We start from the raw sequence: 23,134 nt of genomic DNA on the forward strand, positions 1-23,134 counted from the left end.
CGTCCGCACTCGTGGTGGCTATAGCGCCCACCTGCGCGGACGTTCGGTGAGGCCGTTGACGGCGAGGCTGTGGGGAGGCCTGCGCAGCGTCCGCACTTGTGGTGGCTATAGCGCCCACGTGCGCGGACGTTCGGGGAGGCCGTTGACGGCGACGCTGTGGGAAGTGGCTGCGCAGCGTCCGCACTTGTGGTGGCTATAGCGCCCACGTGCGCGGACGTTGCGGATGAGGCTGGGCAGCGTCCGCACTCGTGGTGGCTATGGCGCCCACGTGCGCGGACGTTCTGGGGAGGCCGTTGACGGAGAGGCTGTGGGAAGTGGCTGCGCAGCGTCCGCGCTTGTGGTGGCTATAGCGCCCACGTGCGCGGACGTTGCGGATGAGGCTGGGCAGCGTCCGCACTTGTGGTGGCTATAGCGCCCACGTGCGCGGACGGTGGGGGAGGCTGGGTCAGCTCGGTTGGGTGAGGCGCCAGAGGCGGTCGGGGGTCATCGGGAGCTCGTAGGGGCGGACGCCGAGGGCGTCGCGGATCGCGTTGGCGAGGGCCGGGGCGACGGGGTTGTACGGCGCCTCGCTCATCGACTTGGCGCCGAGCGGGCCCAGGGAGTCGGTGGTCTGCGCGAACAGGACCTCGGTGTGCGGCAGGTCGATCATCTGCGGCACGTGATAGGCCCGGAACGAGGCGGTGGTCACGCGGCCCTCGTCGTCGAGCCGGAGCTCCTCGAACAGCGCGGTGCCGATCGCCTGGCCGACCCCGCCCTCGACCTGCCCGCGCAGCTGCTCGGGGTGCAGGACGGTGCCGGCGTCGACCGCCTGCACGGAGCGCAGGATGGTGACCTCGCCGGTGTCCGGACGGACGGCCACCCGGAACGCGTGCACGTTGAACGCGACCGACCGCGGGGAGCCGTCGTGCGTGCCCTGCCCGGTGAGCCCGGGCGCAGCGGCGGCGATGTCCACCAGTCGCACCCCGTCGGCGACGTCGACACCCAGCACGGAGCCGTCCCAGGTGCGGGGCTCGTCGGACGGGTGGTCACGCAGCGCGGCGGCCGCGGCGAGGATCTTGCCCCGGAGCTGCAGCGCCGCGCGGTGCAGGGCCAGACCCGCGACCACCGTGCCGGCGGACGCGAACGCGCCCGTGTCGTACCCGGTCACGTCGGTGTCGGACTGCCTGACGACCACGCGGTCGACCGTCGTGCCCAGTGCCTGCGCGACGAGCTGCGCGTGCACGGTCGTGGTCCCGTTGCCGAACTCCGTGGTGCCGACACGAGCCTCGTAGCGGCCGTCGTCGAGCAGCCGGACCGACGCCTCGGCGTAGTGCCCGCGCGGCGCGATCGTCGCGATCATGGCGATGGCCATGCCCTCGCCGACGAGGGCACCTGCCGGCGTCGGTGCGTCCAGCGACCGGTCGGCGAGGGCTGCCTGTGCCAGGTCCACGCACTGGTCGAGGCCGTAGGAGTGCATGTCGAGGTCGCCGACCTCGTCGGGATCGGTCACCAGCAGGCGGTCCCCGGGCACCACGACGTTGCGCCGCCGCAGCTCGAAGGCGTCGATCCCCACGAGGCGCGCGAGCTCGTCCATGGCGGACTCGATCGCGAGCTGGACCTGCCCGAGCCCGTACCCGCGGAAGGCACCCGACGGCATCGTGTGCGTGTAGACGGACTCGGCGTCGACCCGCTTGTTGGCGCAGCGGTACACCGAGACCGACTCGTTCACGCCGTGGAACATGACGCCGGGACCGTGGTTGCCGTAGGCGCCGGTGTTGGCGAGCACGTCGATCTTGAGGGCGGTGAGCACGCCGTCCGCGTCGGAACCGAGGTCGACCGTGACGCGGAAGGGATGCCGGCTGGGCACGACCGTGAACTCGTCGGCCCGCGTCATCTCGTACTGCACGGGCCGCCCGGTCCGCAGGACGGCGAGCGCGACGAGGTCCTCGGTGAGCAGCTCCTGCTTGCCACCGAACCCGCCACCGACCCGCCCGGTGAGGACGCGCACCTGGGAGTGGTCGAGGTCGAACAGGTGCGCGATCTCCTTTCGGGTCAGGTAGGGCACCTGGGTGCTGGTGCGCAGGACCAGCCTGCCGTCCTCGTCGAGCCAGCCACGCGTGGCGTGGGTCTCGAGCGACGCGTGCGCGACCCGGCTCGTCGACCAGGTCCCGTGCACGCGGTGGGCCGCAGCGTCCAGGCCCGCGGCGACGGAGCCCATCTCCGCGTGGAGCTGCGCGACGACGTTGCGTCCCGGCTCGGAGATACGCGCCTCCGGCCCCTTGTCGCCGTGGACGAGCGGCGCACCGGGCCGTCGCGCCGCGTCCGGGTCGACGACGGCCGGCAGGACCTCGTACTCGACCTCGATCAGGGCGCGGGCCCGTTCGGCCTCGCGCAACGAGTCCGCGACGACGACGGCCACCCGCTGTCCCCGGAACCGGAGCACGCGGTCCAGGACGAGCGTGTCGTCGGGGTCGTCGAGCCGGCTCTCGTGCCGGGCGGTCGAGAAGTGGTGTGCTGGGGAGTCCTCGTAGGTGAGGACGGCGAGCACGCCTGGCGCCTGCGACGCCTTCCGGGCGTCGATGGACACGATGCGCGCATGCGCGTGCGGGCTCCCGAGCACCGCGAGGTGCGCGAGGTCCACGTCCGGCACGTCGAGCGTGTAGGGCTCGGTGCCGGTGACGATCCGTCGCGCCGCGGGCGCCCGCACCGAGCGTCCCGCGTCCTGGCCGGCGAGCGCATCGACGGTGTTCGACGTGCCGCGGACGGCGTCGCAGATCGACCGGTAACCGGTGCACCGGCAGAGGTTCCCCTTCAGAGCCCGCGCCACGTCCTGCGTGACCTCGCCCGACAGGCCCAGACCCGCGACGGTCGTGACGTAGCCCGCCGTGCAGAACCCGCACTGGAACGCGGCGGCGTCGACGAACGCCTCCTGCACGGGATGGAGCGACTCGACCGTCCCGAGCCCGGAGGCCGTGGTCACCGACCGACCCTCCGCCCGGAACGCCGGAACCAGGCACGAGTGGGTGGGGCGGCCGTCCAGCAGCACCGTGCACGCGCCGCAGTCGCCCGCGTCGCAGCCCTTCTTGACCTCGGTGTGCCCATGGTCGCGCAGCACCGTGCGCAGCACCTGCCCGGGCGCCGGGTCGACGTCGAGCTGTGCGCCGTTCACCTCGAGCTTCACGCGAGCTCCCTTCGGACCTGCTCCGCCAGCCGAAGCGTCTGTGCGCGACGCCAGTCGGGGGCACCGTGCGGGTCGTCGTACCAGTCCTCGATCGTGTCGACCGCCTCGGCCACCGCACCGGTCGACGGGTACGACGAGAACGCGAACCGGTACGGCCGCGGGACGCTCGCGGTGATCGTCGCGACGAGCCCGTCCCCGTCCCGACGGCCGACGACGATCGCGCCGGACCGCCCGTGCCGGGTGAGCGCGGCCCGGCCGAAGGCGGAGGGCGACGCGAGCGCGTCGGCATGGATCGTGATCGAACGGAGCACGTCCCCCGGACCCAGTGCGGTCGAGCGCACCCCGGTCACGAGGTCGAGGACGGGCAGCTCGTACTCGCCGGAAGGTGTCCAGACCACCGCGGTCGCCTCGAGTGCCACGGCCAGGGTGATCAGCGAGCCGGCCGGGAGCGCCAGGCAGATGTTGCCCCCGACGGTGGCGAGGTCCCAGACCTTCTCCGACATCACGAGCGAGCGCAGGCACTCGACGACCAGGTTCTGCGACCGCCATCCCGGCACGGCCGGCAGGTCCGCGAGCTGTCGCAGGGTGCACGTCGCGGCGATCGTCAAGCCCTCGCCCACCTCGAACGGCGCCCAGCCCAGCCCGGTCAGGTCCACCAGCTCGGACAGGTCGCGCTGTGGCTCGGAGAAGAGCCACGTGCCGCCGGCCAGGGGCGCGCTGCCGGGGCCGAGCACCAGGTCAGAACGGCTACGCGGCGTGCGGATGTGGTCCAGTGACGTCAGGTCCATGAGGCCCCCGAGTGTTGCCTACCTCGATGTCACGGACGTTACGCCGCCTCACGAGCCGTCACGGGCGAAGGGACTCCAGCCGCGCCAGGGACGGTTCCACCTCGCCGGACTGCACCGTGCGGAGCTCCTCGGCGACGATCGGGTCGGGGACCCCTGCCATCCGGAGGTAAACCTCGTACCAGCGGAGCGCGAACACGTCGTTGCCGGCGTCCGCGATCAGCTCCAGGCCCTCGTCGTCCGCGTCCTGCGGCCACACGCCCCAGCGCGCGTACGCGACCAGTGCGGCGGCGAGCTCGTCGCCGACCGCTGATCGCATGCTGTTGATCTGCGCGACAGCGAGAAGGAGATCGTGGTGTTCCTCCGCGGCCCGGGTGACGACGGGTGCCAGGGCCTCGGCGCGCGCGAGAATCGCGGCCACCCAGGTGGGGTCGGCGTTCGTGGTCACGTCCTCGAGGATCGTGGTGATGGCATCGGCGAGCTTCGAGGGATCTGCGAGCCCGGCCTGGAGGAGCTGCTCGGCTCGAGCGTCGAAGTCCCCGCCCGCCCGGTAGTACTTCACCAGGTCTGCACCGCCAACCGGGACGGCGATCGTGGGCAGCGGCGGTGCCGTCGACGTGGCCTCGGTCAGCGCGGCCTTGTTCCGGACGGGACCGTAGGGGATCAGCCGCAGCCCGGTCCGGAGCGGCTTGTACGCCTCGGGCTTCGTCGTGTAGAGCGGCGCGTCGTACGCGATCGCGGTGGCAGCACACAGGAGGTCGGTTCTGTCCAGAATCTCGGTCTCGTCCAGGTCTGGCTCGGCAAGGTCGGCGATGTGCCCGTAGATCCGCAGCACGGTGCTGTCGACGGGGACCGGCTCCGTGAGGAGCCACGGGTCGAACACGATCGATCGGATGATGCGGCCGTCCCGGGTCCGACGCCTGAAGAAGACTGCGAGCTCGATCGCAATGGCGGCGCTCACGAACAGCGCATCGTTCGGCGCGAACTTCGCCGGATCTATCCGTGCATGGATCACGGACATGTCGATCGTCACCACCTTCGCCGAGGACGTGTCCACGGCTGACGGGATCACCGCGCCTCTGGCGCTCTCAGCGGGTCCCATCGAGAGGCTCAGGAGGCCGCTGGCCGACCGCGAGACCGAGAACAGATCACCTTCGGCTCCGGAGTCGAGCTGCGGATAGGTCAGGTACTGCCCGGATGTCGCCCAGGTGACCGCGCAGGGTGCACCCGATGCGTCGAGGACAGTCACCGACCGAGGGCCGATCAGTGCCTCGCCAGGTACGTCGATGAGGCGGTGCGCGGCGTCGGCGTCTCCGGTCTCATGCCGACTGAAGGACGACAGGCGGCGGCCGGACGACGGTCGCGGGAGCCCCGCCCTCAGGTAGGACTGCGGCGACGGGAGCGCATCATCGATCTTCGCAAACGGCACACGCGGGACGATATCCATATGGCACCCCGGACGGCAGGGGCTGGATGGGTGACCACGACTCCGCGCATCCGGTTGCGCAGGGCCTGCCGGGTCAGCGGCCGGCTCGGCCGATCGAGCCGGCGATCGCGTCGGCCAGTTCTGCCGGGTGGCTCAGGGCCGCCAGGTGGCCCCCACGGACCACCACCGGCTCGCGGCCCACACGCTCGCGGGCGACCCGCTGCTGCAGCTCGAGCGGGAACAGCCGGTCGTCGCGGCCGGCGACGACGGTGATCTCTGAGGGCCACGAGGTGAAGGTGCAGGGATCACCGAAGACGGTGTCGGTCTCGGGGGACGGATTCGCCTTCATGAACGCGACGAGGTCGGGCGGGACGTCGTGGTAGAAGTAGACGTCGTCGTCGAACTCGGTGGTGTAGCCGCGTTCGTGGGCCGCCGCCACGAGGGCATCGTGGGACCCGACGTGCCCCCACCAGTCACCCGGCGTCTCGCCCGGCACGGGGATCATCGCGTTCACGAACACCACGCCACGGGTGGGCACGCGCTGCCAGACCAGGGGAGCGGTGAACCCACCCATCGACTGCGCGACGAGCGTCACGTCGGTCCGGTCGCCGATCGCCGCGACGACGGTGTCGGCGTACGCCGGCAGGCCGCACGCCGGGTCGGCCGCGGGCAGGTCCATCGCGACGGCGTCGAACCCACGGGCGCGCAGGTCGGCCTCGACGAGGTGCCAGAGCCAGCCCTGGCCGCCTGCGCCGGGGATCAGGGCGATGGCCTCGTTCATCGCCACCACGCTAGGGCGTCAGCTACCAGGGTGCGAGTGCCAGGTGCTCGTCCCACCGCGAGTCCGGTCCGCAGCCGCCCGTGTAGCCGTCGGGCATCCGGGGGTAGACCTCGACCCAGTAGCGGTGGGCGAGCGCCTGCGCCTCGGTCGGTGTCGCGCCGAGCGCCTCGGCCATCTCGGCGTCCCTCTGCAGCGCCGCGCACTCGGCCTGTGCCTCGTTGTCGATCCCGACCATGTGCATCGTCTCGTGACTGAGCACGTGCACCGCCACGACCTGGTCCTCGCCCGGGTCCCGCTTGTCCGACGAGAGCCACGAGCGCAGGTCGCCGCAGACGCGGTACTTGATCACGGTCCTGCGCTCGGGTACGCCCTCGGCAGTCCACCGGACATAGCCGAGCTCGGACCCGAGATCGGTCCACGTCTCGCCCGCGGTCTGGCAGTGCACGGCGACGGACCCGCCGGCGACCTGTGACGCGCCATCCTGCAACCGGTGCTCGAGGCGCGCGTGCAGACCGAGCGGGACGGCGCACCCGACCGCGACGGCGAGGCACAGGCCGACGCTGATCTTCGGGAAGGGCCCGACCCGACCGAGCACGTCCACGCGGGTGAGCACCCACCGGACCGAGACGATCGTCGCGACGGCGAGGAACCCGATCAGCACCAGGGTGAGGAACACAAGGGTGCATCGGCGCAGGCGAACCGGAACTTCAGAGGTCGAGCACCGTCAGCCGGACGTGCAGGACGTCGTCCACGTCCGCCGCGTTCGCCGTCCGGACCGCCTTCTTGACCGGGAGCGCGTACCCGGACTCGCCGGGGAAGATCGAGGTGCGCCAGGTGCTCGGTCCGATCTCCGCCTCGACGCGGAGCGAGCCGAAGCCGCGGACGGCGGGGCCGGCGAGGTCGAGGATCTCGTCAGAGATCTCCGGCGGCACGCTGACGAAGGTCCACGTCTCTGTGCGCGCGGACCAGCGCCAGAGCGGGGCGTCGAACTCGTACGTCACGCCGACAGCCTAGGGACGCCCACTGACGGCGTCCGCGAGCTCGCCGCGCGAGCGGATCCCGAGCTTCAGGTAGACGTTCCGGAGGTGGTACTCGATCGTCTTCGGGCTGAGGAACAGGGCGGCGGCAGCCTCGCGGGTGGTCCGACCGCCGCCGAGCATGCGGGCGACCTGGAGCTCCTGCGGCGTGAGGTGTCCGAGGCCCGTCGTGCTGCGCCGCTGGGCGGTCTCGCCCGTGGCGCGCAGCTCCGCGGCCGCACGGTCCGCCCAGGGTCCGGCGCCGAGCTCCTCGAACGTCGTGAACGCCGAGCGCAGGGGACCGCGGGCGTCGACCCGACGCTTCAGCCGCCGCAGCCGGGCGCCGTAGGCGAGCTGGGTCCGAGCCGTCTCGAACGTGTCGGGCGTGTGCTGGTGGTAGGCCAGCGCGACCGAGAAGGTGACGTCGACATCGGCGTCGGGGCAGGTCAGCCCGGCGGCCCGCGCGGCGCGGGCCAGCGACCACGGTTGACCCTTGACCTCCGCGCGCCGGGTGAGCGTCACCGCGAGAGCCGCCGCCTCGTCGTCGCGGCCGAGCTGCACGAGCGCCTCCACCATCTCGGGAGCGGGGGACAGGTCGACGTCCTGCAGGCCCAGGTCGGACAGGAGCCCTTCCAGCGCACGGAACCGCTCCAGCGCGCTCTCGGTGCGGCCCAGCCCGAGATCCAGCTCGGCCAGCGCGGTCATCGCCCATGCCTGGAAGAAGCCGAGGTGGTGGGCGCGGGTGATGTCGAGGCACTCCGCCGCGTGCGCGGCGCACGCTGCGGCGGCACCCTGGCGCGCCTCGAGCCAGGCGAGGCCGGCGAGGCAGGCGGCGAGGTCCGTGGACTGGCCCGCCTCACGCGCCAGAGCGACGCCTTCGGTGTAGCCGGCGACAGCGTCGTCCCAGCGGTCGTCGGTCGTGGCCTGGTCTCGGGCCACGTAGAACAGCAGCAGCGGCAGACCGCCGATGTCGGCGCGGTTGCGGGTGTGGGCGACGACCGCGGGGATGACGTCGCGGCCCACGGCGCTCTCCCGCAGGAAGAGGGGACCGAAGACCAGCCACGGTGCGAGCTGCGGGTCGTCGAGGAAGTCGTCGGCCTCGGCCATGGCTGCCCGCAGCAGGTCGAGCCCGCCGCGACCGGCAAGCACGGCGGCGACCGCGACGGCCATGGTGCCCACCCAGCGTGCGCGCCCGGTCCGCGGCTCGATCCGCTGGATCAGGTCGGCGGCCCGAGCAGCGGTGGCGATGTCTCCGCCGAAGAGGCTGGCCTCCACACCGTCCGCGAGGAGCAGGACGGCAGCGTCGGGGTCCTCGTCGGCGGCGGCGGCTCCGGCCGCGACGAGCACGTCCCGCGCCCGCTCGACCGATCCGGTGCGCAACGCGACGGCGCCGTCGAGGGCGGCGGCGCGGATGCGCAGGTCGGGGGTCTGCGGCAAGGTCGCGGCTCGGCCCAGGAGGTCCGTCGCGGAGTCGGGAGCGCCCGCGCCCCACGCGCTCTCCGCGGCCGAGACCAACCGCTTCACGCGGTCTGCGGCGTCGGGCGACAGCCGAGCGGCGCGCTCGAAGCCGGCGGCCGCCACGGCGTGCGCACCCCGGGCGTGCGCACGCCTCGCGGCCTCGTCGAGGACCGCCGCGACGACGGCATCGGGTGCTCTCGTGGCCTCGCCGAGGTGCCACGCCCGGCGGTCCAGGTCGTCGACGGGGACCGCTTCGGCGAGCGCCGCGTGGACGGCGCGTCGGGTCGCGGGGGTGGCCTCCGCGTAGATGCCCGAGCGGACCAGGTCGTGCCGGAACCGGACGTGGGTCGTGCCGATCGTCAGCAGGTGTGCCGCCGCCGCCTCGTCCAGGTCCGCGAGGCTGACGTCGAGCAGCTCACAGGCCCTGGCGACGACGGCCAGGTCGCCGCCGGCCGCCGCCGCGACGATCACCGCGGTGCGCGCTCCCGGCGACAGGATGTCCGCGCGGCGCGCGAACGTCCGCGCGAGGGATGCGGGCACCGGCACGGGTGCGTCAGGAGGCAGCGCTCCGACGCCGTCGTCGGTGAGCTCGAGCAGCGCGAGGGGGTTGCCACCGGTCGCCGCGAGCAGCCGCGCCCGCGCATCGTCGGACAGGCGGCTGCCGAGTCGGCCTGCGAGCTCGGCCGCGTCGGCTGCGCCCAGGCCCTCGACCGGGAACATCGGCAGCCCGGCCGAGCCGACGACCGACGGCGCCTCGTCGCGCACGGCCAAAAGGACGACGACGGGGTCGGCGGTGAGCCGTCGAGCGGCGAAGCACAACGCCTGTGCGGAGGGTGGGTCCAGCAGGTGGGCGTCGTCGACGAGGACGGCGACCGGTCCGTCCTCCGCCACGCGGCTGAGCAGGCTGAGCACGGCCGCACCCACCGCGAACCGCTCTCCACCCGACCCAGGTGTCAGGGCGAGGGCGGAGCCGAGTGCCCCGGCCTGGGGCGCCGGGATCGCGTCGAGGTGGTCGAGGACCGGGCGCAGGAGCTGCAGCAGACCGCCGAACGGCACCTCCTGCTCGGCGTCGATGCCCGCGGCGCGCAGCACCCGCATCCCGGCGTCGGTCACCGCGGCGGCGGCGTCCTCGAGCAGGGCGCTCTTGCCGATGCCGGCCTCGCCGGTGAGCACGAGCGTGCCGCTCTCGCCCACCCGCGCGCCGGCCACCAGCGTCGCGATGACCTGGCGTTCGCGCTCGCGGCCGACCAGCACGTCCCGAGTCTAGGGAGCAGACCAGGGGGGTCCCCTGATTCGACGGCGGCATCGGTTCGACGAAGGTCGAGAGCGACATATCCAACAGCACGACAGGCACACCCAAGGAGCTGCAGCACCATGACCGAGACCCTGCCCCAGCGGACCATCGACCCCGACAAGCTCATGTCGTTCGTGTTCCGCGCCGTCGACGAGGTGGGCGCGACCCTGAACACCGCCCTCGTCGTGATGGGCGACAAGCTGGGCTACTACGCCGCGATGGCCGACGGCCGACCGATCACCCCGGCCGAGCTGGCCGAGCAGACAGGCACCTACGAGCCCTACGCCCGCGAGTGGCTGAACAACCAGGCGGCCGGCGGCTTCGTCGACTACGACCCGCAGGAGCGTCGGTACACCCTGCCGGCCGAGCACGCGGTCGCGCTCGCCGACCCGACGAGCCCCGCGTACCTCGCGGGCTTCTTCCAGATCGCGCACGGCACCGTCCGCGACGCCCCGGACATCTACGACGCCGCTCGCGTGGGAGACGGCGTCGGCTGGCACGCGCACAACACCGACGTGCACCACGGGACCGAGCGGTTCTTCCGGTCGATGTACAACGGTCACCTCCTGACCGAGTGGATCCCGGCCCTCGAGGGCGTCGCGGCCAAGCTCGAGGCAGGCGGTCGGGTGGCCGACGTGGGCTGCGGGCACGGCGCGTCGACGATCCTGCTGGCCCAGGCGTTCCCGAGGGCGACGTTCGTCGGATCGGACTACCACCCGGAGTCCATCGCGATCGCGCGTGAGCGGGCCGCTGCGGCGGGGGTGGACGACCGGGTGACGTTCGAGCTCGCCTCGGCGAGCGACTTCTCCGGCACCGACTTCGACCTCGTCGCGATGTTCGACTGCCTGCACGACATGGGCGACCCGGTGGGCGCGGCCAGGCAGGTGCGCAGCGCGATCGCCGACGACGGCACGTGGATGGTCGTCGAGCCGATGGCCGGCGACCACGTCGAGGACAACCTGAACACGGTCGGCCGCGCGTTCTACGGCTTCTCGACGCTGCTGTGCACGCCCGCGTCGCTGAGCCAGGACGTCGGCCTCGCACTGGGGACCCAGGCCGGCCCGGCCAAGATCCGCGACGTCTCGACCGCGGCGGGGTTCACCGCGTTCCGGACCGCGGCGACCACGCCGTTCAACAACGTGTTCGAGATCCGTCCGTGACTGCGGACCTCCTCCAGGCGGACACTGCTCGGGTGCGCACGCACCCGAGCAGGTCTGCGGATCCCGACGTCGTCGGGACGACGGTGCGCGACGGTGTCGAGCTCGCCTACGAGATCTACGACGCCGTCCCGGCCGCGCCGACGGTCATGCTCGTCCCGACCTGGGCGATCGTCCCGTCACGGTTCTGGAAGGCGCAGATCGGCTTCCTCGCACGGCACTACCGCGTGGTGACGTTCGACGGCCGGGGCAGCGGGCTGTCGGGTCGCCCGGCAGGCGCCGCCGCCTACACGGACGGCGAGTACGCGGCGGACATCGTGGCGGTCCTCGACGCGTCCGGGACGGACCGGGCCGTGCTGGTCACCGAATCGTGCGGGGCGTCGTGGGCGGTGCACGTCGCCGCCAAGCACCCCGCGCGCGTCTCCGGCCTGCTGGCCATCGCGCCGTCGTGCGGGTTGGACGTGCCCACGCCCGGACGCGACGACGTCCCGTTCGACCAGCCCTTGGACACCACCCGCGGCTGGGCCAAGTACAACGAGCACTACTGGCTCGGCGGTGGGTACGACGACTTCGTCGGCTTCTTCTTCGGGCGCATGTTCCCCGAGCCGCACTCGACCAAGCAGATCGAGGACTGCATCGGCTGGTCGCACGAGCTGACACCGCAGACCCTCGCGGACAGCACGTCCGGGAGGCTCGGCTGCCACGGGGCCGTGTGCGAGCCGCTCGTTCCGCTCACCCGCCAGGTGGCGTGCCCGGTCCTCGTCGTGCACGGCACCGACGACCGGATCCGACCGCATCCGTTCGGCGAGCGGCTCGCCGAGCTCACGGGCGGCGACCTGGTCCTGCTCGACGGCGCCGGCCACGGTCCGTCCGCCCGCGACCCGGTCAGGGTCAACCACCTGATCGCACAGTTCGTCGACCGGCTCCATCCCCGGCCGGCGAAGCCCCGATGGGTCCGGGCCGCCGCCCGGCCCAAGCGCGCGCTGTACCTCTCGAGCCCTGTCGGGCTGGGCCACGCACAGCGCGACGTGGCGATCGCGGCCGAGCTGCGCTCCCGGCGGCCGGACCTGCAGATCGACTGGCTCGCGCAGCACCCGGTGACCCGCGTGCTCGGGCAGCACGACGAGCGGGTTCACCCCGCGTCGGCGTGGCTGCGCAACGAGTCCGGGCACCTCGAGCACGAGGCAGGGGAGCACGACCTGCACGCGTTCCAGACGATCCGTCGGATGGACGAGATCCTCGTGCACAACTTCATGGTGTTCGACGAGGTCGTGGCCGACGGCGACTACGACCTGGTGATCGGCGACGAGGCGTGGGACGTCGACTACTTCCTGCACGAGAACCCCGAGCTCAAGCGCTTCGCGTTCGCGTGGCTGACGGACTTCGTCGGCTGGCTCCCGATGCCGGACGGCGGCCCCCGCGAGGCCGCGCTCACCGCGGACTACAACGCGGAGATGATCGAGCAGCGCGCCCGGTTCGCGCGCATCCGGGACCGGTCGGTGTTCGTCGGCGACCCGGACGACGTGGTCGAGGACGACTTCGGGCCCGGGCTGCCGAGCATCCGCACCTGGACCGAGGACAACTTCGACTTCGCCGGCTACGTGACCGGCTTCGACCCGGCCGCGGTGGAAGGGACGGAACGGATCCGGGCCGGACTCGGCGTCGCTCCGGGCGACACCCTGTGCCTCGTCACCGTCGGCGGCTCGGGCGTCGGCACGTCGCTCCTGCGCCGCGTCATGGACGTCGTGCCCCTCGTCCGCGCGATCGCCCCCGAGGTGCGGTTCGCGTTCGTCACGGGTCCGCGGATCGACCCGTCGTCGTTGCCCGCGTACGACGGCTCAACGGTGCTCGGGTACGTCCCCGACCTGTTCCGGCATCTCGCGGCGTGCGACGTGGCGGTGGTGCAGGGCGGTCTCACGACGACCATGGAGCTCACCGCGCTGAACAAGCCGTTCGTCTACGTGCCGCTGCGCCACCACTTCGAGCAGAACTTCCACGTCCGCCGCCGGCTCGACCGCTACGAGGCGGGCCGGCACCTGGCGTACGAGGACGCCCTCGACCCCGACGCGCTCGCGGAGGCCATCGTCAAGGAGGCCGGTCGCGACGTGCGGTACCGGCCCGTGGCGACCGACGGGGCTGCTCGGGCGGCGGCGATGCTGGCAGACCTGATCTGACGTGCTGACGGGCGCCTCCCTGACCCGGGCCGGCGTCCGGACGGTCGTGCCACGCGGTGGAGCTACTCCCCGACCCATGACCCGAACCCCCTCGTGTCGTCTCGCTGGAACACAGGCGAACGTAGCGGTCACCGTGACGTCGCGTGGGGCATCGACGTGCGCGTCCGGGTGAAGGACGCCGGCACGATCGCCACGCTCATCCGCGCGCCAGCTCGGCCGATGGAGAGGACATGAGCTATCAGCACGGGTACGCGCCGCAGGTCCCTGTCCGCACCGACCAGCAGACGCCCAACGGCGCGGTCGTCGCGATCGCGTGGGTGTGCGCCTTGCTGACGTCGTTCTACATGCTTCCGTGGGCGGTCGCCGCGACCCGTGGCAGGTCGAACCAGGCGGCGGTGGGTGTCGTGAACCTGCTGCTCGGCTGGACCTTCGTCGGGTGGATCGTCGCGCTCGTCATGGCATGCTCCGCGCACCAGGTCGTGGCCGCGCCGGTGGCCGTGTTCGTCGGGCACGTCCAGGCGAGCTACACCCAGCCGCCCGCTGTGCAGGCCCGACCGGCCGACGAGCGGCCGCCACTGGAGATTCCGTCGCCGCCCAAGGTCCTCCTGACCAAGCACGACACCAGCAAGCCCTCGGTCCCTGCCGGCTGGTACGCGGCGCCCACCACGCAAGGGCAGGAGTACTGGGACGGTGCCCGCTGGACGGGTCACCGCGCTCCCTGAGCGACGGACGGCCAGGGCCGCGGCGACCGATGGAGGTGCTCAGCGTCGTGAGCAGACGTGTGCTCGGAGTGCTCACCCTCGTGAGTGCTGCGCTCACCTTGACGGCCTGCGGCGAACCAGGGTCGGCCTCGAGGAGCATCGGAATCGCCACCGACGAGACCGGGAACCACCTGCTGCTCGTGGAGGCGTGCCCCGCCGACGACACCGAGGGGCTCGTTCTTGGTCCGGGTGACGACTGGTGGGGCACCGCGACCGCACGGCTTTCTGCTGACCCCGACGTTTCCGGCCCGTGGGCGCTGAATCTCAGCGACAACACGATGCCGGACAGCCTCACCTTCGAGGAAGACTCGGACGAGCATCTCGACGAGCTCGGTCTGCCGTTCTTCGTCCGGGTCAGGTATGGCGACGGTTTGTCCACGGCGGCGTTCGATCAGTGGCCGGCGAGGGGCAACGCCATCGCTGTGGATCTCGGCGCGACGGACCCGAACGCGATGGTCGAGACATCCATCGACGGTTTTCGCGCGTCACGGCTGGAAGAGTGCCGCCGGTTCGCAGGCTGACTCGGCACCCGCGGGCCGCGGTCAGAGCGCGAGCAGACCGAGCACGGGTGCGCCGAGGTGCCCGAGCCACGCCGCGACCGTGGAGATCGGCCCGATGAGCGCCGCTCCCGCCGCCGCGAGCGAGCCCGCGCCCTTCAGCAGCCGGGTGAGGCGCTCGAGGACTCCGGCGATCCTGGAACGGTCGGGTTGAGGCTCCTCGAGTGCGGTGCTGACCTGCTCGACGTCGGCCCGCGCCGCCGCGGCTTGCGCCGGGTCCAGGCTCAGGGTGCCGACGACGTGGCGCAACGACGACGCGGCGAGCCGCGCATCGTGCAGGAGGACGAGCGTGCCCTGCTGGCCGCCGTAGATGGTCTGGTCACCGTCGACGTTGTTGATGGTGCCCGCGTTCTGCGAGCCGATGTGGATGCCCATGACGTACGCCTCTTTCAACGACCGGGGAACGACGGGAACTCACGCTCGACACGCTTGCGCCGCGAGGTCGCGACCACGTGCAGGACGATGCCGAGGACGAGGAGCAGGGCGCCGATCGCCGCGAGCCCCCACCCGATGATGCCCAGCGGAACCCCGAAGACCGGCGGCCCCAACGGCGAGAGCCCGAGTCCGCTCTCAGACTCGAACTGGGACTGCTGGGCGATGTTGGCGATGCCGCCGATGAACGACAGCACGCCGTAGGCGAAGAGCCCGAAGCCCACGACGAACGTCAGCACCCCGAACCAGACCAGCGCCCGGGCCTTCGACCTCGTCGCCGCCACCTCCCGCAGGAAGCTCTCGCGCTGCTGGTGGATGTGCTGGTTGAACTGGTCGCGTCCGACGTTGTTGATCGTGCCGCCCTGCTGGGTACCGATGTCGTAGCGGGCGGCGGCGGTCTCAGGCTGATCGGCCTGGACCTGCGCCTCGACGGCGGCGAACGCGACGACGTCGCCGGCGTGCAGCTCACAGGCAGACGAGAGCCGGACGTGGTTCACGTACGTGCCGCTCGTCGACCCGAGGTCCTCGACGAAGACGCGGGTGCCGCGGCGGTCGAGCATCGCGTGGGAGCGACTGACGCGCGGGTCGCTCAGGCACACGTCGCAGTCCGGAGCGCGGCCGACGACGATCCGGTGCTCGGGAAGCTCGATGTGCCGACCGACGTCCGGCCCCGGGGTGACGACGACCAGGTGCGTGGTCTGGCCGCGGGTCGAGAGTGCCATGCTGCGCCTCCTCCGTGATGTCAGAAGGAGAGCGACGAACGGGCGCAGATACCGACCGCCACAGGGACGGCCCGACCTCGCAGGAGGCCGGGCCGTCCCGACGGCTCACGCAGCGCGACGGATCGACGCCGGGCGGCCGCCCACGGGGAGCCGCAGGTACGTCTCCTGCGTTCCGGCAACCGCGACCATGTGGGCCGACCGCTCGCCCTTCTCGTCGCCGTCGACGCTCACCGACGCGACGTACATCGGCGCCAGCAGGCCCTGGGACCGGCGCCGACCGAGGCTCAGGTACCCGAAGGCGAAGCCTCGCGCGTCGAGCGTGACGTCCTCCTCCCGGCCGCCGAGCGCCTTCGACAGGCGGCCCGCGACCTCGGTGGCGGCCTCCTCGACGGACCGGGTCCGGACCTTGTCGAGGGTCGCGCCGCCGGCGTCGCCCGCGAACCGACGAAGCGACACGGACAACGCCGACACCTGCCCGCTGCCCGTGACCTCGACACTGGCCGACGCCCGGCCGAGCACCGGCAGGTCGCGCACGACGTGCCGGTACGCGCCGACGGCCCGGGTGAGCACCGGGTCGCTGAAGGTGCCGTCGCGGTCGCTGCCGGCCGCCTTCAGCTTCCAGAGCCGCTCGAAGCCGAAGGCGTCGTCACGGTCGACGAGACCCGACAGGGCGAGCCTGGCACCCGCCTTCTCGACGAGTGCGCGCAGCTCCTCGTCGGCGGGGATCTGGCCGAACAGGTCGTCGAGGGACTCGACGCCGGTCCGGAGGCTGAGGGCGCCGGAGGCGTGGAACGTGACCGCGCGGCCGCCGTCCTCGAACCGGTAGACCGTGCGCTCCTTCTCCCGGACGCTCTTGCCCGGGTCGATCCGCGCGCCGGTCGCGTCCGCGAAGCCCTCGATCAGCAGCTCGTTGCGGCGCACGAACTCCTCGGGCGACGGGGTCGCCAGCTCGACGATCTCGGTGATGTGCGGCACGTCGCGCAGCTGCTCGACGAGCTTCTCGGTGAGCTCCTTCGTGGTGGTCATGTCCTCGTCCTCTCAGCCCTCGGCCCAGCGCCACAGCAGGCAGCCCTGCTGCGACGGCGGGAGATCGGGCGACACGGTGCCTTCGCCGTGCAGGTGGTCGCGGTTGTGCGGGCTCAGCGCCCAGACGACGTTGCCGCCGTTCCAGGTCTGGCTCGTCGCGGGTCCGACGACCATCGGGTGGTTGTCGGTGGCCCAGTCGGAGACGCCGTCGATCCACGCGTCGCTGACGGTGTCGCCGTCGGTCAGGTCGGAGGCGACGTCCTCGCCGCACTCGTCCGTGGTCCAGGCGTCCCACATGTTCTCCCAGGAGCCGCAGAACAGGTGGAGCCGGTCGAAGATGTTCCAGAGCCCCGTGAGGGTGCCGAGCGGAGCGGTCTCGCAGGCGTACGCCATGATCCACTCGGCGTTCCAGTCCTCGCCGAGCTGCCAGGTGTCCGACCACGTCCGCCACTGGTCCTGCGGGGTGTCGTAGAGCAGCCGCGCGCGGCCGTCCGACTCGTGGTTGCCGTGGGTCTCGATCCAGAACAGGTCGACGGAGTCGGCCCACGTCTGGTCGCTGCCGCCGAAGTCGTTGTCCTGGAGGTCGTTCTCCCAGACGTCGCGCTCGGCCCAGTAGAAGGAGCGGGTGTGCCCCGCGTTGCGCAGCTGCTGGTCGAAGCCGTTGCTGCGGTTGAAGGTGTACGTCAGGTCGGGCGCTGTCGAGACGCCGTTCGCTCGGGCGTTGCCGAAGTGCCGGATGGCCTCGACGCCAAAGGTCGCTCTCATGGATCCCCCTCTGTCGGTGTGCCCGTGCCTCTGCGCACGTGCACTGAGAGGAGCCCCGGCGCGAATGGGCAGATACCGGGCGGGGTCGATTTCGCCCCACAGCGGGCGACGACGCCGCGGTTCCCTTAGCGTCGGAACGGCGGTCGGACGGAGCGGCCGCGCCGGAGGGGGAGTGGTGCCATGGACGTGACCGAGCTGCTGATCGAGTCGCACGGCCGTGTGGGCGGGGTGCTGCACCGGGCCGTGGGCGGGCTGGACGCGGTCCAGCTGACCTGGCGGGCGGACCCCGAGGCGAACACGATCGCGTGGCTGGCGTGGCACGCGGCCCGCGGCGAGGACTCCCAGGTCGCCGACGTGGCCGGGACGCCGCAGGTGTGGACCGCGCAGGACTGGTCGGGACGGTTCGCGCTGCCGTTCGACGACGACGCGACGGGCTACGGCCAGAGCAGCACCGAGGTCGGCGAGGTGGAGGCGACCGCGGAGCAGCTGCTCGGCTACTACGACGCGGTCGCGGAGGCCACCCACGAGTTCTTGGCCGGGCTCACCGAGGCGGACCTCGACCGCGTGGTCGACGCTGGGTGGGACCCGCCGGTGACGCTCGGCGTCCGGCTCGTGAGCATCATCGGCGACAGCCTCCAGCACGCCGGTCAGGCGTCCTTCGTGCGAGGGCTGCTGCAGCGCGCGACGTAGGCTCGACCGCATGCGCTGCGCCTACTTCGATGCCGAGGTCTGCCGCTCGTGCACGTGGATGGGCCGGCCCTACGCCGACCAGCTGGCCGCCAAGCAGGCGCACGTCGAGACGCTGCTTCCCACCGGCCCGCAGTGGTTGCCGCCGTTCGCCAGCGAGGAGTCCGGCTACCGCAACAAGGCGAAGATGGTGGTCACGGGGACCGCTGCAAAGCCGACGTTGGGCATCCTCGACGCGGCCGGTCACGGCGTCGACCTGCGCGAGTGCGGGCTGTACGGGCCGAGCCTGCAGGCGGCGTTCCCTGTTCTCGCGGCCTTCGTCGCGCACGCGAACATCACGCCCTACGACCTGGCAGCCCGCAGCGGCGAGCTGAAGAACCTGCTGGTGACCCAGTCGCCGGACGGCGAGCTGATGGTGCGGTTCGTCGTACGGTCGCAGGAGCCCGTGACACGGATCCGCAAGCACCTGCCCGCGCTGCTCGATGCGCTGCCGTCCCTGCGGGTCGTGTCGGTGAACCTGCTGCCCGACCACAAGGCCGTGCTCGAGGGGGAGCGGGAGATCCTGCTGACCACCCAGGAGACGCTGCGGATGCGCGTGAACGACATCGACCTGCACCTGCGGCCGCAGAGCTTCTTCCAGACGAACACCCTGGTCGCCGCGGCGCTGTACCGGCAGGCGACGCAGTGGGTCGAGGACGTCGACCCGGGCAGCGTGTGGGACCTGTACTGCGGGGTCGGCGGGTTCGCGCTGCACGTCGCCGACGAGCACCGCGACGTCGTCGGTATCGAGACGAGCGTCGAGGCGGTCGCGAGCGCCTGCCTGTCTGCGCACGGCATGGACGGAGTCCGCTTCGAGGCGGCCGACGCGACCGCGTTCGCCCTCGCGCACGACGCTCCGGAGCTCGTCATCGTGAACCCGCCTCGGCGCGGCATCGGTGCGGAGCTGGCGAGGTACCTGGAGGCGTCGTCGGCGAGCCACGTCGTCTACTCCAGCTGCAACGCCGAGTCGCTGGCCCGCGACCTGGCCGCGATGCCGTCGCTGCGGCCGGCCCGCGCGCAGCTGCTCGACATGTTCCCGCAGACCACGCACTACGAGGTGCTGACCCTGCTGGAACGGGCCTGACGCGGCGTCACCACCAGGATCTCGGGAGTCGTGCCCGTCTCGCCGAGGCGGCACCCGGTCTGGACGGTCGATCGCGCGGCGCACCGCGCGACTCAGGTCCCGGTGCGTTATCAATGCGCATGGCAATCGACCCTGTTCTCGTCGTCGGCGGCGGTCCCGCCGGTCTGGCCGCCGCGGCTGCGCTGCACCGCCGTGGCATCCCGGCGCTCGTCCTCGAGAGGTCCGACGCGGTCGCCGCGTCGTGGCGGCGGCACTACGACCGGCTGCACCTGCACACCACGCGTCACCTCTCGCGGCTCGGTGGCATGCCGATCCCGCGCCGGTACGGCAGGTGGGTGGCTCGCGACGACGTGGTCACGTACCTGGAGGAGTACGCGCAGCATCACCACCTGCGGGTGCGGACGGGCGTGGAGGTCACCCGGATCTCGCAGGACGACGACGGCCGGTGGCTCCTCGACACGAGTGCGGGCGTCATGAGCGCGCCGGAGGTGGTCGTCGCGACCGGTTACAACCACACCCCGGTCCCACCTGCCTGGCCCGGCGTGTTCGAGGGCGAGGTCGTGCACGCGTCGACCTACCGGAACGCCGGGCCGTACGTCGGCCGCGACGTGCTCGTGGTCGGCGTCGGGAACACCGGCGCCGAGATCGCGGTCGACCTGACCGAGGGCGGCGCCTCGCGGGTCCGGCTCGCCGTGCGGACTGCGCCGCACATCGTCCGTCGCTCCAACTTCGGCTGGCCGGCGCAGGGGACCGGCATCCTCGTGCGCCACATGCCCGTGCGGGTGATCGACCTCGTCGCCTCCCTGATCGCGCGCGTCGAGGTGCCCGACCTCTCGTCGTACGGGCTGCCCCGGCCGACCACGGGGCTCCTCTCGCGCGTGAGCGAGGGCTCGGTGCCGTTGCAGGACGTCGGGCTGATCGCGGCGGTGAAGGCCGGACTCGTCGAGCCGGTCGCGGCCGTGACGTCGTTCGACGGCTCGGACGTCGTGCTTGCCGACGGGGCCCGGGTGACCCCGGACGTCGTCCTGCTGGCCACCGGGTACCGGCGCGGCCTCGAACCGCTGGTCGGGGACCTGGGCGTGCTGGACGAGCGCGGAGTGCCCGAGCGCTCCGTTCCCGGCCTCTACTTCACGGGGTTCACCAACCCGATCAGCGGCATGTTCCGCGAGCTTCGTCTGGACGCCCGCAAGATCGCCCGCGCCGTGGCGCGCCGTCGGGAAGGCGCGTAGTCGACCCCAGCCGCGTGCTCGGCGCGGAGACCCGGCCCACGGCTGACCGGGGCGGCGGGATGTGCCGCCCCGGTCAGCCGGTCCTCTACAGGCTCGGGTTCGCGTTGTGCACGAGCTCGAGAGCCATCTGCGGGAACCAGTCGCCGGCGGCCGGGTCCGCGTAGCCACGGACCGGGTCGATGCCGCCGTCGGGCGCCCACCGGGTGCACTGGCCGTCGGACTCGCCCGGGATCTTGACCCAGAGGTAGGCGTCCACGTACGGGTTGCCGGTGTTCAACGTCGGCTTCAGGCCCAGCCCGCGACCCGGCGGGTTGCACCAGACCTGCGGGTCACCCGACGGGCTCCCTGCCGGGGCGGTCCACGGGCCCTGACCGTTGCGGCTCGTGTCCACCACGGCGTGCTTCAGCACCTCGGGTCCGCTGGGCGGGTTCGCCGCGTTGGTCACGTTGTCGAGGTACCACTGGTCGGTCAGGCCCCATGTGCTGAAGTCACTCGCCGTCGCCGGGTAGTACTGGCTCCCGCAGTAGTCGAAGTGTCCGAGGCGCCAGCCACCCTCCGCCGGGTTGGTCCCGTACCAGAGGCACTGCGAGATCCACGACGCGTACTTCGCCTGCCGCTCGCTCGTCTCGTAGTTGGACACGTTGAGGAAGAAGCCGTCCGTCTTCTCGACGCCGGCCTTGTGCAGCCGGTCGGCGATGTCGCCCGAGCCCAGCCAGCCGCTGTGGGTCCCGTCGAGGTAGACCTTCGTGTCGGGCAGCGCCGTGAGCCGGTCGACCGCGCCGTTGAGCTGCGTGAACCGGTCGGCCGCGGCGGTGGCCGGGTCGAGCGACGCCGGCTGGCACCACTCGGGCAGGTGCTTCGGGTCCGTGATCGGGACGTACCAGGGGATGATGCCCAGGCCGTCGGGCTCGACCAGCACGATCGCCTTGCTGGATCCGATCCCGGCCGCGAACCCGTCGATCCACGCCAGATAGCTCGCTGTGTCGGCGGCGCCGCCGGCGGAGTACTGGGAGCAGTCGCGGAACGGCAGGTTGTACGCGACGAGCACCGGGATCGTGTGCGTGAGCCTCGCCTGGCGCATCGTCTTCTGCACGGACCTCTTCACCTCGGCCGGCGTGCCCTCGGTGAACCAGACCGCCTGGGGCGTCGCGGCCATCGTGGCCAGGGCGAGGGCGTCGGACCACTGGTGGGCCTTGGCCAGCTGGGTGATCTGCTTGACCGCGCCCTTGTCCGGCGGCGGAGTGAACAGACGCGTCGCCGGGGGCTGGTGGCCGTCGTGGGCACTGGCGGGGGCGGCTGTGCCGAGCGCCAGGCCGAGTGAGAGCGCTACCACGGCGCTAGCCGCCAGCGCTCTCGAGCGCGTTCGAACCAGGGGATGGGTCACGGAAGTCTCCTACGTCGTTGTCGGATGACAGTTCTCGCGGTTGGCAGGGGAGCGCTCCCACAGCCGTCCCCAGATCATGACGAATCGGACACGTCTGCGCAAGGTGTACCGGTAAGGAAAAGAGCGCGGCCGTGGCGCCCGGGCGATCCCAGCACACTCGGCCGGCACTCTCAGGACACCTCTGGGCGATCTCAGAACACTCGGTTGGCGATCTCCGCGGGTGCGAGCAGCAGCTGCGTGATCTCGTCGTCGAGCTTCACCAGCGTGAGCGACGCGCCGGCCATGTCGAGCGAGGTGCAGTACTCGCCGACGTAGCTGCGTCCGACCGTGATGCCCTGGGCGGCGAGCTTCTCGTGCGCAGCGCCGTAGAGCAGGTACAGCTCGCTGATCGGCGTGCCACCCAGGCCGTTGATCATGAGCGCGACCTCGTCGCCGCTCGCGTACGGCAGGTCCGGCACCACCGCGCCCAGCAGCTCGTCGACGATCTCGTCGGCACTCACCAGCGTGGCGCGTCGCCGTCCGGGCTCGCCGTGGATGCCGACGCCGACCTCCATCTCGTCGTCGGCGAGCTCGAAGAGCGGGGAGCCCTTGGCCGGCGGCGTGCACGGGGTCAGGGCGATGCCCATGGTGCGTGTGACCGAGTTGACCTTCTCCCCGATGCGCACGAGCTCGTCCAGGTCGGCGCCCGCCTCGGAGGCCGCACCGACGGCCTTCATGACGAAGAAGTTGCCCGCAACGCCGCGACGCCCCACGGTCCAGGTCGAGTCCTTCACGGCGACGTCGTCGTTGATGAACAGCGTCCGCACGTTCAGACCCTCGGCCTCGGCGAGCTCGGCGGCCATCTCGAACGCCATCTTGTCGCCGGTGTAGTTGTTGACGAGCAGCAGGACGCCTTTGTCGGACGCGAGGAGCTTCGCGGTCTCCAGGACGTACTCCATCGGTGGCGCGGCGAACACGTCACCAGGACAGGCGCCGTCGAGCATGCCCTTGCCCACCACCATCACGTGCGCGGGCTCGTGCCCCGAGCCGGAGCCCTGGACGATCGAGACCTTGGCGTGGTTCGGGGCGTCGGCCCGCATGATGAGGTTGTACTCGGGCACGTAGCGGAGCGTGTCCGGGTTGGCCAGCGCGATCCCCTTGAGCATCTCCGGGACGAAGTTCTTGGGGTCGTTCACGAACTTCTTCATCACAAGTGCC

At 71.9% G+C, this 23,134-nt stretch carries 20 protein-coding genes; 7 read left to right on the plus strand and 13 right to left on the minus strand.

Annotation, left to right across the window (positions count from 1 at the left end; all coding sequences use genetic code 11):
- Nucleotides 1–445: 445 nt before the first annotated feature.
- From I847_RS0106540 to I847_RS0106570, 7 genes are all read right to left on the minus strand, one after another.
- Complete coding sequence (locus tag I847_RS0106540) at nt 446–3,160, minus strand: molybdopterin-dependent oxidoreductase (protein ID WP_028049059.1); 2,715 nt, start codon at nt 3,158–3,160, stop codon at nt 446–448.
- The gene (locus tag I847_RS0106545; RefSeq protein ID WP_028049060.1) at nt 3,157–3,948 is read right to left on the minus strand and encodes an FAD binding domain-containing protein; all 792 of its coding nucleotides are present in this window, start codon (nt 3,946–3,948) and stop codon (nt 3,157–3,159) included. Before I847_RS0106545 ends, I847_RS0106540 begins: the two co-directional genes overlap by 4 nt.
- 58 nt (nt 3,949–4,006) lie before the next feature.
- Nucleotides 4,007–5,194, minus strand: coding sequence for a PIN domain-containing protein (locus I847_RS0106550; RefSeq protein WP_155856040.1), 1,188 nt, complete (start codon nt 5,192–5,194; stop codon nt 4,007–4,009).
- Nucleotides 5,195–5,465: 271 nt separating this feature from the next.
- On the minus strand, nt 5,466–6,152 hold the full coding sequence (locus I847_RS0106555) for an alpha/beta fold hydrolase (RefSeq protein WP_034609324.1): 687 nt from the start codon (nt 6,150–6,152) through the stop codon (nt 5,466–5,468).
- A gap of 22 nt (nt 6,153–6,174) precedes the next feature.
- Nucleotides 6,175–6,828, minus strand: a complete 654-nt coding sequence (locus tag I847_RS0106560) for a hypothetical protein (RefSeq protein WP_028049063.1) — start codon at nt 6,826–6,828, stop codon at nt 6,175–6,177.
- A gap of 31 nt (nt 6,829–6,859) precedes the next feature.
- Entirely contained in the window at nt 6,860–7,153 is a 294-nt protein-coding gene (locus tag I847_RS0106565) for a DUF1905 domain-containing protein (protein WP_028049064.1), read from the minus strand.
- A gap of 9 nt (nt 7,154–7,162) precedes the next feature.
- Nucleotides 7,163–9,880, minus strand: coding sequence for a helix-turn-helix transcriptional regulator (locus I847_RS0106570; protein ID WP_028049065.1), 2,718 nt, complete (start codon nt 9,878–9,880; stop codon nt 7,163–7,165).
- Nucleotides 9,881–10,000: 120 nt separating this feature from the next.
- Between I847_RS0106570 and I847_RS0106575 the strand changes: the two genes are divergently transcribed.
- From I847_RS0106575 to I847_RS0106590, 4 genes are all read left to right on the plus strand, one after another.
- Complete coding sequence (locus I847_RS0106575) at nt 10,001–11,080, plus strand: trans-aconitate 2-methyltransferase (protein WP_028049066.1); 1,080 nt, start codon at nt 10,001–10,003, stop codon at nt 11,078–11,080.
- On the plus strand, nt 11,077–13,251 hold the full coding sequence (locus I847_RS0106580) for an alpha/beta hydrolase (protein ID WP_081680548.1): 2,175 nt from the start codon (nt 11,077–11,079) through the stop codon (nt 13,249–13,251). The genes I847_RS0106575 and I847_RS0106580 overlap by 4 nt, the downstream gene beginning before the upstream one ends.
- A gap of 230 nt (nt 13,252–13,481) precedes the next feature.
- Nucleotides 13,482–13,973, plus strand: coding sequence for a superinfection immunity protein (locus I847_RS26125; RefSeq protein ID WP_081680549.1), 492 nt, complete (start codon nt 13,482–13,484; stop codon nt 13,971–13,973).
- Between the two features lie 68 nt (nt 13,974–14,041).
- The gene (locus tag I847_RS0106590) at nt 14,042–14,533 is read left to right on the plus strand and encodes a hypothetical protein (protein ID WP_155856041.1); all 492 of its coding nucleotides are present in this window, start codon (nt 14,042–14,044) and stop codon (nt 14,531–14,533) included.
- Between the two features lie 21 nt (nt 14,534–14,554).
- Here the strand turns inward: I847_RS0106590 and I847_RS0106595 are convergent, their stop codons facing one another.
- The 4 genes from I847_RS0106595 to I847_RS0106610 all read right to left on the minus strand — a co-directional run bounded on the left by I847_RS0106595 (nt 14,555) and on the right by I847_RS0106610 (nt 17,514).
- The gene (locus tag I847_RS0106595) at nt 14,555–14,944 is read right to left on the minus strand and encodes a hypothetical protein (protein WP_028049069.1); all 390 of its coding nucleotides are present in this window, start codon (nt 14,942–14,944) and stop codon (nt 14,555–14,557) included.
- 14 nt (nt 14,945–14,958) lie between these two features.
- A complete protein-coding gene (locus I847_RS25450; RefSeq protein ID WP_051274540.1) occupies nt 14,959–15,723 on the minus strand; it encodes an FHA domain-containing protein in 765 nt (254 codons plus the stop codon).
- 105 nt (nt 15,724–15,828) lie between these two features.
- On the minus strand, nt 15,829–16,749 hold the full coding sequence (locus I847_RS0106605; protein WP_028049070.1) for a hypothetical protein: 921 nt from the start codon (nt 16,747–16,749) through the stop codon (nt 15,829–15,831).
- Nucleotides 16,750–16,761: 12 nt separating this feature from the next.
- On the minus strand, nt 16,762–17,514 hold the full coding sequence (locus I847_RS0106610; protein ID WP_028049071.1) for a DUF6345 domain-containing protein: 753 nt from the start codon (nt 17,512–17,514) through the stop codon (nt 16,762–16,764).
- Between the two features lie 180 nt (nt 17,515–17,694).
- On the opposite strand from I847_RS0106610, the gene I847_RS0106615 reads away from it, so the two are divergent.
- The 3 genes from I847_RS0106615 to I847_RS0106625 all read left to right on the plus strand — a co-directional run bounded on the left by I847_RS0106615 (nt 17,695) and on the right by I847_RS0106625 (nt 20,553).
- Nucleotides 17,695–18,204, plus strand: coding sequence for a DUF664 domain-containing protein (locus I847_RS0106615; RefSeq protein ID WP_028049072.1), 510 nt, complete (start codon nt 17,695–17,697; stop codon nt 18,202–18,204).
- A gap of 10 nt (nt 18,205–18,214) precedes the next feature.
- Complete coding sequence (gene rlmC / locus I847_RS0106620; protein WP_028049073.1) at nt 18,215–19,324, plus strand: 23S rRNA (uracil(747)-C(5))-methyltransferase RlmC; 1,110 nt, start codon at nt 18,215–18,217, stop codon at nt 19,322–19,324.
- 119 nt (nt 19,325–19,443) lie between these two features.
- Complete coding sequence (locus tag I847_RS0106625) at nt 19,444–20,553, plus strand: NAD(P)/FAD-dependent oxidoreductase (protein WP_196804498.1); 1,110 nt, start codon at nt 19,444–19,446, stop codon at nt 20,551–20,553.
- Between the two features lie 85 nt (nt 20,554–20,638).
- Here I847_RS0106625 and I847_RS0106630 read toward each other — a convergent pair whose 3' ends face one another.
- Entirely contained in the window at nt 20,639–21,886 is a 1,248-nt protein-coding gene (locus I847_RS0106630) for a glycoside hydrolase family 6 protein (protein ID WP_231384117.1), read from the minus strand.
- A 242-nt stretch (nt 21,887–22,128) separates the two neighbouring features.
- Nucleotides 22,129–23,124, minus strand: coding sequence for a dihydroxyacetone kinase subunit DhaK (dhaK, locus tag I847_RS0106635; RefSeq protein ID WP_028049076.1), 996 nt, complete (start codon nt 23,122–23,124; stop codon nt 22,129–22,131).
- Nucleotides 23,125–23,134: the final 10 nt, after the last annotated feature.

Origin of the sequence: Cellulomonas sp. URHD0024 (genome assembly GCF_000426185.1) — a bacterium.
Lineage (GTDB): Bacteria > Actinomycetota > Actinomycetes > Actinomycetales > Cellulomonadaceae > Cellulomonas.